At 46.5% G+C, this 13,158-nt stretch carries 17 protein-coding genes; 3 read left to right on the plus strand and 14 right to left on the minus strand.

Going from position 1 to position 13,158, the window contains the following annotated elements; all coding sequences use genetic code 11:
- Positions 1 to 211: 211 nt before the first annotated feature.
- From EPL05_RS02665 to EPL05_RS02685, 5 genes are all read right to left on the minus strand, one after another.
- The gene (locus EPL05_RS02665) at positions 212 to 1,672 is read right to left on the minus strand and encodes a glycoside hydrolase family 30 protein (protein WP_208394656.1); all 1,461 of its coding nucleotides are present in this window, start codon (positions 1,670 to 1,672) and stop codon (positions 212 to 214) included.
- A 228-nt stretch (positions 1,673 to 1,900) separates the two neighbouring features.
- Complete coding sequence (locus EPL05_RS02670) at positions 1,901 to 2,749, minus strand: ThuA domain-containing protein (RefSeq protein WP_128531956.1); 849 nt, start codon at positions 2,747 to 2,749, stop codon at positions 1,901 to 1,903.
- A gap of 51 nt (positions 2,750 to 2,800) precedes the next feature.
- Complete coding sequence (locus tag EPL05_RS02675) at positions 2,801 to 3,268, minus strand: hypothetical protein (RefSeq protein WP_243837197.1); 468 nt, start codon at positions 3,266 to 3,268, stop codon at positions 2,801 to 2,803.
- A gap of 95 nt (positions 3,269 to 3,363) precedes the next feature.
- Positions 3,364 to 3,747 carry a DUF3037 domain-containing protein gene (locus tag EPL05_RS02680; protein WP_128531957.1) on the minus strand — a complete coding sequence of 128 codons (384 nt, stop codon included), beginning with the start codon at positions 3,745 to 3,747 and terminating at the stop codon, positions 3,364 to 3,366.
- Positions 3,725 to 4,519, minus strand: a complete 795-nt coding sequence (locus EPL05_RS02685; RefSeq protein WP_128531958.1) for a HipA family kinase — start codon at positions 4,517 to 4,519, stop codon at positions 3,725 to 3,727. Before EPL05_RS02685 ends, EPL05_RS02680 begins: the two co-directional genes overlap by 23 nt.
- A 69-nt stretch (positions 4,520 to 4,588) precedes the next feature.
- On the opposite strand from EPL05_RS02685, the gene EPL05_RS02690 reads away from it, so the two are divergent.
- Positions 4,589 to 5,149 carry a YeeE/YedE family protein gene (locus tag EPL05_RS02690; RefSeq protein ID WP_243837198.1) on the plus strand — a complete coding sequence of 187 codons (561 nt, stop codon included), beginning with the start codon at positions 4,589 to 4,591 and terminating at the stop codon, positions 5,147 to 5,149.
- The gene (locus EPL05_RS02695; RefSeq protein ID WP_208394657.1) at positions 5,146 to 5,556 is read left to right on the plus strand and encodes a DUF6691 family protein; all 411 of its coding nucleotides are present in this window, start codon (positions 5,146 to 5,148) and stop codon (positions 5,554 to 5,556) included. The genes EPL05_RS02690 and EPL05_RS02695 overlap by 4 nt, the downstream gene beginning before the upstream one ends.
- Positions 5,557 to 5,628: 72 nt before the next feature.
- Here EPL05_RS02695 and EPL05_RS02700 read toward each other — a convergent pair whose 3' ends face one another.
- Complete coding sequence (locus EPL05_RS02700) at positions 5,629 to 6,342, minus strand: hypothetical protein (RefSeq protein ID WP_128531960.1); 714 nt, start codon at positions 6,340 to 6,342, stop codon at positions 5,629 to 5,631.
- A 254-nt stretch (positions 6,343 to 6,596) separates the two neighbouring features.
- Between EPL05_RS02700 and EPL05_RS02705 the strand changes: the two genes are divergently transcribed.
- Positions 6,597 to 6,902: a MoaF-related domain-containing protein gene (locus EPL05_RS02705; protein ID WP_128531961.1), complete on the plus strand. Its 306-nt coding sequence runs from the start codon at positions 6,597 to 6,599 to the stop codon at positions 6,900 to 6,902.
- A gap of 7 nt (positions 6,903 to 6,909) precedes the next feature.
- On the opposite strand, the gene EPL05_RS02710 is transcribed toward EPL05_RS02705, so the two are convergent.
- The 8 genes from EPL05_RS02710 to EPL05_RS02745 all read right to left on the minus strand — a co-directional run bounded on the left by EPL05_RS02710 (position 6,910) and on the right by EPL05_RS02745 (position 13,096).
- On the minus strand, positions 6,910 to 7,671 hold the full coding sequence (locus tag EPL05_RS02710; protein ID WP_128531962.1) for a DUF72 domain-containing protein: 762 nt from the start codon (positions 7,669 to 7,671) through the stop codon (positions 6,910 to 6,912).
- 125 nt (positions 7,672 to 7,796) lie between these two features.
- Positions 7,797 to 8,246, minus strand: a complete 450-nt coding sequence (locus EPL05_RS02715) for a hypothetical protein (protein WP_128531963.1) — start codon at positions 8,244 to 8,246, stop codon at positions 7,797 to 7,799.
- Positions 8,247 to 8,319: 73 nt separating this feature from the next.
- Positions 8,320 to 9,561 (minus strand): RNA polymerase sigma factor, encoded by a 1,242-nt coding sequence (locus tag EPL05_RS02720; RefSeq protein ID WP_128531964.1) that lies wholly within the window; start codon positions 9,559 to 9,561, stop codon positions 8,320 to 8,322.
- Between the two features lie 128 nt (positions 9,562 to 9,689).
- Positions 9,690 to 10,043: a YciI family protein gene (locus EPL05_RS02725; protein ID WP_128531965.1), complete on the minus strand. Its 354-nt coding sequence runs from the start codon at positions 10,041 to 10,043 to the stop codon at positions 9,690 to 9,692.
- Between the two features lie 342 nt (positions 10,044 to 10,385).
- Positions 10,386 to 11,372 carry an aldo/keto reductase gene (locus EPL05_RS02730; protein ID WP_128531966.1) on the minus strand — a complete coding sequence of 329 codons (987 nt, stop codon included), beginning with the start codon at positions 11,370 to 11,372 and terminating at the stop codon, positions 10,386 to 10,388.
- A 19-nt stretch (positions 11,373 to 11,391) separates the two neighbouring features.
- A complete protein-coding gene (locus EPL05_RS02735) occupies positions 11,392 to 11,769 on the minus strand; it encodes a transmembrane 220 family protein (RefSeq protein ID WP_166727613.1) in 378 nt (125 codons plus the stop codon).
- A 103-nt stretch (positions 11,770 to 11,872) separates the two neighbouring features.
- Complete coding sequence (locus EPL05_RS02740; protein WP_128531968.1) at positions 11,873 to 12,451, minus strand: TlpA family protein disulfide reductase; 579 nt, start codon at positions 12,449 to 12,451, stop codon at positions 11,873 to 11,875.
- A 15-nt stretch (positions 12,452 to 12,466) separates the two neighbouring features.
- Positions 12,467 to 13,096, minus strand: coding sequence for a hypothetical protein (locus tag EPL05_RS02745; protein WP_128531969.1), 630 nt, complete (start codon positions 13,094 to 13,096; stop codon positions 12,467 to 12,469).
- Between the last annotated feature and the right edge of the window lie 62 nt (positions 13,097 to 13,158).

Here is a 13,158-nt window from a genome sequence, read left to right on the forward strand (position 1 = left end):
CAACATCCACGTCTTGCCGAACTTGTTTCGGCACCCCACCTGCAAGGTGGCTAACTTTGCTAACGGACTATGCTGGGTGGCTATGCATTGTTGTTACATATATAATGGGGTGCTGAAATAAATTCAGCATGACGAGGGGGCCGCTCAAAATAAAAAAGGAGCACCGGAAACCGGCACCCCTTTTTAGAGAGATTTAGTTGATTATTATTATTTATTGTACGATGAGCGTTGCTATGGAATGCGGTTCGGCGGATGTTTTGGCGGCTTTGCCTTTTATCCACAAGCTGTATTCAATCTTTTCGTCGGTGCGGTTCATCACCACAACTGCTAATTTACCATCCGGGTTAATGTACGCGGTGGTTAAAAGTTTGTCCCTGCTGGCCGCGCTGGCTACGCGTTTTGCGCCGGGATGGATGAATTTGGAGAAATGCCCCATGTAGTAATACGAGTTGGTATAGATGAGCTCGCCCGTACGCGTATCGGCATGTACAGGCGCGAAGCAGAAGTTGCCCACATGGTTCGGCCCGCCTTTTTCATCCAGCAGAATATTCCAGTCGGTCCAGCCAACGGTGCCGGCGTTAAAATCGTTCATCATGGAGAGGCCGTAGCGCTCGCCCAATGTCCAATCGCCAAGGCGGTTAAAATCGAATTTTTCTACACAGCCTTCGGTAAAAATCAGGTTCTTATCCGGGAAGGCAGCGTGAGTAAGACGAGTGTTCTCAAAGTTCTGGCCGGCACCTGTCCAGGTTTCGTACCAGTGAAAACCAATACCCCAGATGTATTTAGCAGCGGCTGGATCCTCTAATATGGTGCTGGCGCGCTGGTAAAGCAGATCGCGGTTATGATCCCAAACGATGAGTTTTTTAGCAGCCATGCCGCCTTTTACCAGTGTTGGGCCTAAATAGTTCTTCACAAAATCGCGTTCTTCTTCTGCAGTGTACTTGCAGCTTTCCCATGTTTGGGTGGCCATTGGCTCGTTTTGTACAGAAAGGCCCCATACCGGGATGCCTTCTTTTTCGTAGGCCTTGATAAATTTCACATAGAAGCTGGCCCAACTTTGCGCATATTCGGCTTTTAGCTTGCCGCCATGCAATACATCGTTGTTATCCTTCATAAAGGCAGGCGGGCTCCATGGCGATACAAACATGGTTAACTTACCACCGGCGGCTTTTGTGGCCTCCTTTATAAATGGAATGCGATACTTTTTATCATGGCTGATATCGAAACTGCGCAGATCCTTATTATTATCAGATACATAGCTGTAGCTGCCGCTGCTAAAATCGCAGCTTTGGATATTGGTACGGGCCAGTGTGTAGCCTATGCCTATGTTCTTATCATAATAAGCAGCTAAAAATTCCTTTTGCTTATCTTTTGGCAGTTTATAAAAGGTTTCGGCAACTGCATCGGTTAGCGCGCCGCCAATGCCCAGCATGGTTTGGAATGTTTTAGTGGGATCCACAAATACCAGCGTTTCGGTTTCCGGTGGTTGCGGGCTATCGGTAAAGGTTAGGGTGCCTGCCGGGGCAAGGCGTTTATCAGAGCCCTTTTCGGTAACATACACTTTTACCGTTTTATTGTTAGCCGAATAAAGCATTTTAGGCTTAGCAGACTGACTGAAAACGCTCGCCGAAAAGCAAACGAATCCTGCAAAAAAGAGTCCTTTCTTCATCATTAGGGTTGAAAGAGGTTTATTTTTGTTGGTTGCAAAAACCAAATCTATCAAAGTTTCGTTTAATTACATAAAGAAAACATTATAAATAACTGATTTTTAACCGCTTGTAAACAAATTGATACGGTTTAATACCAAGCCAATAAATAAAGAAATGGCTCTGCATCAGTCAATTCCGCAATTGTTTTAAAAACAACTTAAAATAGTAATGCGGTTCGCCCGCAAGCCGTTTTATTTACCCCCAACCTTTTTTCCGGTGCCCATCCACTCCAAGGCATCCAATATCAGCTTGTCTTCAACAGGGTTGCCAAACGTATGCGAAAGGTCTTTATTGGTTTTACCTTCATAATCGATATCGTTATGCCCCATATTGAAGTAGATCATCTTGTAATTTCTGTTCGTCCACACTACAGGATAATAACCGCTATGCCAGATCTCGTTCTGCTTTGGACCCGTGCCTAAGGGAAAACTACTGGAATCTACCGAAGCAAGTATTCTGATGTCCGGGTTTTTGCGCAGGTCTTTCTCCCACCGGTACCATTCGTTTGGCGATGCTTTAAAGGTTTCGGGCATATTTTTAGTTGCCGGGTGTGTCCTGTCCTCCACCCTTAAAATGGCCGATGTTGGCCGCCATGTGTTGCTGCCGTATTGTCCCGAGCCTAAAAATTCGTTGTGGTACCAATCCCAATCGGCATTAAAACCCGATGGGGTAAGCGCGAACGCCGAGAAATGAAAACCCATCCAACCGCCGCCGTTCTTCATATACTTTTCAAAAGCAGCACGCTTAGCGGGATCCTCGGTACGGGTATCTAAAAAGATGACCAGCTTGTATTTGGCGAGGTAAGCCTCGTTCAGGTTACTCCAGTTACTGGTAGAATCGTAACCGAAATTATATTTCTCTGCCATCAGCGGAAACCATTTGTTGGCTTCGTGCACAAAACTGATGTGCGCCTGGTCGTTTTTGGCGGTGTAGAAAGCTATTACGTTAAACCTTGGCTTTTTTTGTGCGTAGCTGCTGCCTGCCATGCAAAGGCACAGCAGAACAATTGCAAATATTTTTACGCGAATGGGTGAGAACATGGGTGTTGATAATTAACGGTGTGAAAAAAGTTAGCTAACAATATGCGGAGCTTACTTTTTTATCTTGATATAGGTTTCTACTATTTCGTGGTCTATTTTAAGGCTATCTATCTTCTCGATGCCTTTTTGCTGCAGGGTATCGCCTTTAAAAACAACCTTAAAATCGAAAGAATGGCCTTCCCACTCGCGGTAGTTGCAGTATTGCAGGTTTTCGGTATAGCTATCGCCGGCTATAGAATATGTGCCCGCGCCCGAATCGAATGTAGGCTTTCCGCCTTTCTTCAAGTCGTGCTTAAAAAAGGCAAAATGGTAGCCGTTGATCACTTTGATCATTTCGTCTTCCTGCCCTTTTTCGGGATAGGTAACAGCGGTATCGCCTTTAATAATTTTTACGGCAGAGATCAATTTCCAGGTGCCTTGTATTGGTGCAATCGGCACTTCTGCAACAGCAGTTTCAGCAGCAGGTTGTTTACAGGAGGCCAATGCCAAAAGCGGGATAAACAGGAATTTAATTTTCATTGTTTTGAGAGATTTATAGTGTTTATTTGTGAGGTTCAATTCGGTAGCCTCATCTAAACCCTTTCCAATGGAGAGAATTTGAGAAAGCTTAATAATTATAATACCAGCTGCTTATACAGCCGCCCGATAGTTTCGTCCCCATCAATACAAAAGCCAGGGTGTACTTTGGAAGTTTGCACCACCGTACTGCGTGTAGCGGTTAACCACCTAAAGCGTGATGGCGCATCCAGCAAACCTATCGGCCCTGCATCCTTACCACCGTCGGAAATACGCTGAAATGAGCGCAGATTCTCCTCTACTCCATCTGTATCAATATCCTTAAAAAAAGCCTGCAGGCGTTCCTTGTCTACCTGATACACCATTTTAAGGTACTTGTGTTTGGCGCAATACAGTATCACCCCAACGTTCATAAACTCCTCGCGTTCTACCCTGGGCACCACGCGGATAACGGCATACTCAAATAAGTTGCGATCTTGCATGTTGTGCTTCCTTTAGAAAAATACCGGAATTTGCTAAGCGCTTATTTAAAAACTGCGCGTATACCTGCCGTTGTTCGTCCTCTGTTTCAAACGACCTATCCACCAACCACGCATCGGGAATGATGGATACAATGGCGTCGATCAGTCCGGGTGTTAGTATGGCTTTAAATTCCTCGTCCACTTGTTCTATTTCCGTTGCTTTCCTAAGCAGTACGTGGTCTTTTATCTGCACAAAAGGGCGCAGGGCCTGTTCCTCCCAGTTATCCATACTGTGATGGAAATACAGGGCGGCACCATGGTCTATCAGCCAAAGTTCTTTATGCCACATCAGCATATTGGTATTGCGGGCGGTACGGTCTACATTGGTCAACAGGGCATCCAGCCACACAATTTGCGAAGCCAATTTTGGTTCAACCACGGTAACTGTTGGGTCGAAGGTGATGGCGCCCTGCAAGTAATGCAGGGCCAGGTTTAGGCCAACGCTGAACTTCAGCAGGTCCTGGATCTCTTCATCCGCCTCGGTGCGGCCGAAGGCTTCGTCGAGGTTTACAAAAACAAGTTCAGGCATTTTAAAACCGAGCTCGCGGGCAATTTCGCCGCCTATCAGCTCGGCAATAAGAGCCTTAGGCCCTTGCCCCGCTCCACGAAACTTAAGAACATACAGGAAACCATCATCTGCCTCGGCAATGGCGGGCAACGAGCCCCCTTCGCGCAGGGGCGTAACATAGCGGGTAACATTAACGGTGCGTAATTGTGGCGGCGTGTAATTCATTGGTAATTTAGAAGCACTAATATAGGGTTAAATATGTTTTTGCGCGTGGTAAGTATATATTTGCTATTGATGGAATGGATAAAACAACCCTGGCCATGGTATTTTTCGGGCCCTTTGATCGGCCTCGTTGTGCCGGCTTTGCTGCTGCTTGGCAACAAGGCTTTTGGTATATCGTCCTCATTGCGGCATATTTGCGCGGCTTGCCTGCCGGCCAATATCTCCTTTTTTAAATACGACTGGCGCAACGAAAGCTGGAACCTGTTTTTTGTGGCAGGTATAACTTTGGGTGGTTTTATTGCTACTTTTTGGCTCTCCAATCCTGGCGCTGTGGCTATTAACCATGCCACTACCGCCTTATTACAAAAACAAGGCGTGACCGATTTTAGCGGTTTGCTGCCGCATGATATCTTCAGTTTTGGAGCTTTACTCACGCTTCGCGGATTTGTGTTTATTGTTGTAGGAGGATTTTTAGTGGGCTTTGGTACACGGTATGCCGGTGGCTGCACATCCGGGCACGCTATTATGGGTATCTCATCTTTACAATGGCCATCCCTGGTGGCTACCTGTTGCTTTATGGCGGGCGGCTTTGTAATGGCATGGTTAATATTACCTTATTTGTTAGCGCTATGAAGAACCTAAAATTCCTCATCCTCGGCCTGCTGTTCGGTATCGTATTGATCAAATCTGAGGTGGTCTCCTGGTTCCGGATCCAGGAGATGTTCCGGTTGCAGGCGTTTCACATGTATGGCATCATTGGCAGCGCCATTGTGGTAGCTATGATTTCCATCATGCTGATCAAACGCTTCAACATCAAAACCATCAGCGGCGAACCGGTTATTATTCCCCAAAAAACCTTCCATTGGGGTAATGTTTATGGTGGCTTAATATTTGGCCTTGGCTGGGCCATAACCGGTGCCTGCCCAGGCCCTTTGTTCGCGCAAATAGGCAGCGGCTTTGCAGTAGTGATAATTACCTTATTGAGCGCCATTGCAGGCACCTGGGTATATGGTTTGCTGCGCGATAAGCTGCCGCATTAGCCATAAAAAAAAGCGGACGACCATTACGATCGTCCGCCCTCTCTTAAAACTATGTATCGGCAATTAAATTTCTTAGCCTTCTTTTGGAGCGGTTACACCGTCTCTTTTGCCTTTGTGGCGTTCTTTCATTTGCGCTTTAAGCTCACTGTAAGTCTTCTGCTGATCGGCAGTTAATACGGCCTGCAGTTGTTTATCAGTATCTTGTTTCAAAGTTTTAAATGCTTCGCGGTTTGCTTTGCGGTCGCCGGGGTTTTTAGCTTTAAGGCTATCTACCTGTGCGGCACGGGCTACAAATATCGCTTTCACTTTTGCCGACTGATCGTCGCTTAGATTCAGTTTCTTTTGTAGCATACCTGTCATGCGCTCGGCACGCTGGGCTGGGTTTTTTATCCCACCTTTACGGTTATGGGCCATCATCCCGTGGCCGCCTTTAAACCGCTCTTTTAGCTTTGCTTTAAAATCGCTGTAGGTTTTGTTTTGGTCTGCAGTGAATACGGCGGCCAGTTCGCTGTCGGTTTTTTGTAGCTGGGTCTTAAATGCCTCGTGGTTGGCCTTTTTATCGTCCGATTTGTTGGCCCTCATGCTTTGCATCTGCGTTGCCTGGGTTAACAAAATCGCCTTTACTTTTACCGACTGATCGGCACTCAGGTTCAGCTTCTTTTGCAGCATCCCGGTAACGCGTTCTGCACGCTGTTCTGGGGTTTTATGTTGTCTTTCTTTTGTTTGTGCCTGGGCTAATACGCTTAATCCCAGCACCATGGTAACCATCAATAATATCTTTTTCATGTTTTCTTTTTTTTACGCTTTATGTTGTTTGTAAGGATAGACGGGCTTGGCAGGGGATGGTTTAATGGGCTGTTAGACGCCGGAAGATTTTATACATAAACGGCATAAAAATGTTACAATGGGACACGAATTTCACGAATGATGCGAATTGCACGAATTGTTTAACATGTCGCAAATGCCCCGACAAATAGCCGCATTTACACCCTGCTAATTCATTTTATTCTTACCAGCTTTGTAGTACCAAAAGTTAAATTATGAATTTCATAGGCAAAAAATTCGAAGTAGATTTCGGCATGGCTAAAGCCATCCTGCATATTGAAAGTGAAACCCTCCTTACCTTTACCATCACCGAAAAGGGTGGCGAAAACGTGAACGTAGTAGAGACCGTACAAACCAAAATGACGGAGTTACGCCCGCAACTTTATTTAGTTACCTGGCAGGAAAAAAGCGGCACAACGGTAACCCAGGTGCACGATTATGAAAACGAAACCGTCTACTCCAACTGGACATCACCGGATGGGGAGTTTAATAATTTGAAAGGGGCGCTGAAGGGGATCTGAGTTCGTGCTAAACAGCCTGGCTGTTATTCACATACTCATTCAACGTAATCAAATTCTTCAGCGCATCGCCCATGGTGTTGTTAAAATAGGTGTAAACAGTTTTGCCTTCTTCAAGCCATTCTGTTATGTACCCGGCGTATTCAGATAAGATCTCATCGGCATAACTCCCCCGGTACCCTCCGCCCGGCCCGTGGAACCGCAGATAAACAAAGGGCACATCCTGCTCCAGCATTGGTGGTGCCGATTTTGGCATATCGTGCAGCACCAGGCTCATTTGATACCCATGCAACATGCTATAAATATCATCGCGGTACCAGGTATTGTTGCGGAATTCCACCGCTATATCCCACTCAGCGGTGTTGGCCCGGTTAAGATCCTGCAGCAATTTTTCCATTTGGGTACGGTTGGCAATGGTAATACTCGCCGGGAACTGCACCAGCAGGCTGCCTTTCTTTTCGCCAGCCTGGCCGATCACCTCCATAAAGCGGGTAACATCTTCGGGCTTATAAACGAGTCCTTTATTGTGGGTGATCTCCCGCCAAAGTTTAAAGGTAAAACGGAAATCATCCGGAACATCGGCTGCCCATTTGCGCACGGTGGCAGCCATGGGTACTTTATAAAAAGAGCTGTTTACCTCTATGCTGTTGAATAGCGAGCCGTAATAGGCGAGCCTGCTTTTGTCCTGATACCCGGGTGGATACGATAGTTTATTAGGTACCGGCAATACCAACCCGCTGGTGCCCGAATAGTATTTGGCCTCATTTTCCATTTAAGATTAATAATGGCGGCGGCGTTTTGTTTGGAATGGACACCAATTTCACGAATATGGCTAATTTCACGAATTACATGAAGCTTAATTCGTGAAATCCGTTTTGTCGTGAAATTCGCGTCTATTTATATCAGCTTTTTACATTTGGCTACCATGTCGGTACCGTCGTAAATGAGCAGATCGCCGGCTTTATCTATTTGGTAGTACTCAGATGGCCGTTCGATGCTGGTGTATTTATCGCCGTCCTTTTTTAATTCAGAGGCTGATGGGGTGATAGGCGGGGTATCATTCAGCTTCAGGTTTTTGCCCACAAAGGTAATGGCCTGTATATAGGTTTTATCGCCCGAGCTAATAAGTTCGTAAGCTATCGATTCGCCTTTTTCTGATTTAATTGCTTCATCATGCCATGCGCCGATAAGTGTTCCTGTTTGGCCTGTAGCGGCAGGCACAGCACCAACGGCTGCAGTGCTGTCGGTTTTGGTTTCGGCGGTTTTTGATGCGTTATTACATGCCGAAAGTGCAATAAATGCAGTAATGACTAATAATTTACCGGAGCGAATAAAAAGGTGGTTCATGGGCGATGACGTTTGCGCCAAAAGTACAAAATAGCTTTTAAACGTTTTTAAGCCTTATGTAATTATTGCCTGTTTAGTCCTTAGCCCGAGTTAAGTTATTGATGCCCGTCTGGATAACCTGCTTATCTGCCTGTGTTTTGGCAAGCGCTAAGGCCTGTTGTAAGTTTTCCAATGCTTTTTGCGGGTCGATGCTTTTATAGAGCTCACCCAGCAGAGTAAAGTAATATTGGTTATTGGTAAGCTGCAACTTTTCGGCTTCCATAATAGCAGTCTCGTTGCCGCGAACCTTGGAGAGCGCGCAAGTACGGTTTAGCGCCGCTATGGGAGAATACTCCAGCATCAGCAGTTGATTAAATAATTGCAGAATGTTCTCCCATTTTTCGGCGGTATCTTCTTTGATGGTATGCCAGTAAGCGATGCTTGCCTCGAAGTGGTATTTAGAGAGCCTGTCGCCGGTGGATGCTTTGCTTAAATGCCAAGCGCCTTTGCTGATCAATTCCTGATTCCAAAGCGATTCGTCCTGGTTGTGGTAAAGTACCATTTCGCCATTGTTGTTCCTGCGCGCTTTAAACCGCGAGGCGTGGAAACACATCAGGGCCAGTAGCGCGTTCACATCCGGCAGGTTGGTGGGCGGGTACGCTATCAGCATATCGGTTAAGCGCATGGCCTCCAGGCAAAGGTCGTTCCGCAATACCTCGTCGCTGCTTTCGGAATAATAGCCCTCGTTAAACAACAGGTACATGGTGGTGAGCACGGGCTGCAGGCGGCCCGCTATCTCGCTCTCCGGCGGAAACTCTATAGCAACCTTTTCGGCACGCAGCTTTTCACGGGCACGGTAAAGGCGCTTATTAATGGTTTCTTTATTGCTCAAAAAGGCGGTTGCAATTTCATCTATCCCAAAACCGCAGAGGATGCGCAGGGCCAGTCCAATCTGTGCTTCCGCCGGGATGGATGGGTGGCAAATGGCAAACAGCATTTGCAGCTGACTATCGGCAATATTTTCGGGTGAAAGGTCGATGTCCGGCTCCTGCCCTTCCGGCGTTTCTGCCTGTACAAAAGGCGTTATTTTACGATGGAACACCTCGTTTCGCGCCAGCATATTCTTCGCTTTGTTTTTAGCTACGGTGTACAGCCATGCGGTGGGGTTCTCCGGCAGTCCTTTATAGGGCCAAATCTCCAATGCGGAGAGGAAGGTTTCGCTTGCAATATCCTCGGCAATATTCACATTCTCCATCCCGAAGCGCTTGCAAAGTACCGCCGTTATTTTGCGGAACTCGGTACGGAAAAGATGAGGGATGATCTCTGGTTGCTGCATAAGGGCCTCACCTAAGTCCTCTCCAAAGGAGAGGACTTAAATATGTTGTTTAATATTCTATTTCTTGTAACTCTAAAATCTTAAGAACCCTCTCCCTTGGAGAAAGCAGGGCAAGGCTCCGGAATTGTTTAATGCGTTCCGTCATTCTTTGCTATCCTTCGCACCTCAACGCTATTTCCTTCGGCTTGCAGCACCGGGCAACCTTTGGCAAATTCAATCGCTTCCTCCAACGATTCTACCCTTACGGTAATAAAGCCGCCTATGGTTTCCTTAATATCGCCGAAGGGGCCGTTGGTTACCACGCCATTGTGGCCCACCACACTTGCACCATCAAACGGAAGCCCCGTGCCGCCAACAAATTTATTTTGGGCCGCGATAGTGCCTATCCAATCCATGGTTTGTTTCATCCAGGCCTGCATTTGCTCCGGCGATGCAATTTTGCTCCCGTCCTCGTGCCTCATAATTAATGCGTACTCGTTCATGATCTTTAATTTTAAATGTTATTTGAATATTTTGTTTATACCCCAATAACAAGTGAGTTTTTCCGGATTGGACAGGAGTTGGTTAATTATTTGAGTAGTGAGTGGTTGATTATTGAGTTGTTTGTTGTTGTTCCTTTATTCTTGTCTACTTTCGGCTAAACTGCATTCCTTGCTCCTATGTCTTTCCACTTTCGTCCGTTTACGGCGTTGCCTGCGGCCGGGTCATCCGCTCATACTGCACAGGCCTTAGGCGCGGGGCTGGTATCCGCTACACCCCTAACGCGAAAAACCGCTATAAATAAATTCGTGAAATTCACCTCATTCGTGAAATTCGTGTCTACTTCAATTCTTATCCACAAACTTAAAATACCCCTCGTTATACCTCGCGCCGGTATCGGGATATTTTTTCAGCAGATCTTCTATATCCGCTAAGTTTTGTGCCGATAATTCTACCTCTACGCTGCCTGCGTTCTCCTGCAAATATTTGCGTTTTTTGGTGCCGGGGATGGGAATAATATTATCGCCCTGCGCCAATACCCAGGCAATGGCTAACTGCGCCGGTGAGCAGCCTATACCTTCGGCAATTCCGGCGAAGCCCTGTGCAAGGCTTTGGTTATTTCCGGCATGGCTCTCCTGGTAGCGCGGTAACGATTTGCGGAAATCACCCTCTTTCAGGTCGGCCACGTTTAGGGTATTGGTGATCAGGCCGCGCGCAAGCGGACTAAAAGGCACAAAAGAGATACCCAGCTCTTTACAAAGCGGTAATATTTCCGCCTCCACATCGCGGGTAAGTAATGAGTATTCGCTTTGCAGTGCAGATATAGGGTGCACCGCATGTGCCCGACGAATGCTATTCGCCGATGCCTCTGATAAGCCAATGTATTTCACCTTGCCTTCTTTCACCAGTTCGGCCATGGCGCCAACCATTTCCTCAACGGGCACGTTAGGGTCTATACGGTGGGCGTAGTAAAGGTCTATCACATCGGTTTGCAGGCGTTTAAGGCTGGCTTCTACTGCGGTTTTCATATAATCGGGTGAACCATCAAAGGTACTCAGCTTACCATCCGGTGTAGCCCTGAAGCCAAACTTGGTAGCCAGGAATATTTTATCGCGGTTAGGTTTTAGCACCTGCGAAATGAGTTTTTCGTTTTGGCCGTTTCCGTAAACATCAGCGGTGTCCCAAAAGTTAATGTCAAGGTCCAGCGCCAGGTTTAGTGTGGCTATAGATTCTGCATCGTCGGGTTCGCCATAGGCATGGCTCATGCCCATGCAGCCCAACCCGGTTGCCGATAGTTTAACTTCTGTGTTGCCTAAATTTCTGTATTTCATGGTTGATGTTATAGGTAATTTATTTCTTTTCCAAACGCTTCATATACGCCCAGTTAATGGCGATCACAACGATCAGGATCACCAGCCCGAAAAACTCGCGGCTTTCTTCTATCCATGGTTTTTCGGCTTTCATGGTTTGTACCATGCTTTCGTGGTTGTGCTCGGTTATCCAGTCGATAACGCCGGTTTTATCAAAAAACAGGTAGGCGGCGTATAGGCCGTAAACAATAACGCCAACCAAGTATGCTTTAGGGTAGAATTTCTTTTGAGCAGCTAAATAGCAAAGCGCGGCGCTATACAAATAAATAGGCACCCAGATGTAAGGGTCGGGGTCGTTGTATTGCAGGGCCGCGAAAACGATGAATATGAAAACGAATACAAGGTTGAATACCTTCATGATAATTGGTGTTGATTTAAGAGACACGAATTTCATAAATTAAGGCGAATTATCACAAACCTTGTCGATTTATAATACCTGCGGGGGATAGGTAATCGCTATATTATTTGGCGGCGGCCAGCTTCGTCAAAAACTCTTCCACCTCGCCGCTGTCATAATTAGCCATGCCGTCATGTTTAAACACCATTTTCCCGGCTTTATTAAATATAACGGTTGTTGGCAAACTGCCGCTGTAGACGCTTTGCGGCATATCGCTTACAACCTGGTACAAAGGCAGGTCATAGGCATATTTCGTCATAAACTGCGCGGCAAGGTTCAGCTGACTGTCTGCATCGACCATTATAAAAACCACGTTGCTATCGTCTTTCAGTTTTTGGTGCAGGGTATTAATGGATGGCATTTCTGCGCGGCAGGGCGGGCACCAGGTGGCCCAAAAGTTGAGGAAAACCACCTTTCCTTTTAACTGGCTGAGATGAATGGTTTGCCCCGCTGCATTTTGAAAAGCTATATCGGCGACTACGGGTACAGGTGGTGCCTGTTGCGTAACATCCGCCTTAAAAAAACCGATGCCCATTAGTCCCCGCATCAGTAAAGCCTTTGCGGGTGGTACAAAAACAACAACCAACAGCGCGATAATAATTACCCCATTGATGAGGTTGCCCTTAGTTAACCACTTACGCATTCTGTATGCCTGTTGTTAATAAGGATTCTTGGACGTGGTTGTGCCTGCCGGTAAAACAAATAATGCTTTATCTAATTTGGCCGGTTTTATTTCGGTAGCGATGCTTTCAATAGTAAATTGAGGACTATCCACAATAGTTTTCAACGGCACCGCACCGGCTTCGCTTAGCATGGCGTACCAATTACCGAACTTGTGGTTGGAAAATAAGCGCGCGTCTATTCCCAATTTTTTACTGAAGTAATATTTCTGCACGCCCGATTTACAGTTAAGCACCAACTCATCGCATTTGTAGCCCAATATTTCAATTACGTCCTTGTGCAATTCTGAGCTCAACACCTCATCTTTATTTTCAGCTGCATCGTTCCACAGCGCATCTGCGGAGTTGGCCATTTTGGTGTAGAGCTTATTATCGGCAGGAACATACACTTGCCATTGCACCAGTTGACCGTTCAACTCGGCCCGATAGGCCGCGCCGCTGATGGACCAGGTTTGTGTAGTGCCCATCATATCGGTAAACTGCTGGTCGGTTACCGTGGGCATTTTACTTTTATAGCTGTTTTTGTAAACAATAGTGCCTTCAAAAGATTGGGCGAACGCCATAACGCAGCAAAGCGAAAGGCACAGGGTGATGAGTGTTTTTTTCATGGTTTGACAGGCCCTAAGATAAGGCAGAAAGCGTAGCCATCCAAAAGAGGCTCTTTATTTAA

Source organism: Mucilaginibacter gilvus, assembly GCF_004054195.1.
In the GTDB taxonomy this organism is placed as follows: domain Bacteria; phylum Bacteroidota; class Bacteroidia; order Sphingobacteriales; family Sphingobacteriaceae; genus Mucilaginibacter; species Mucilaginibacter gilvus.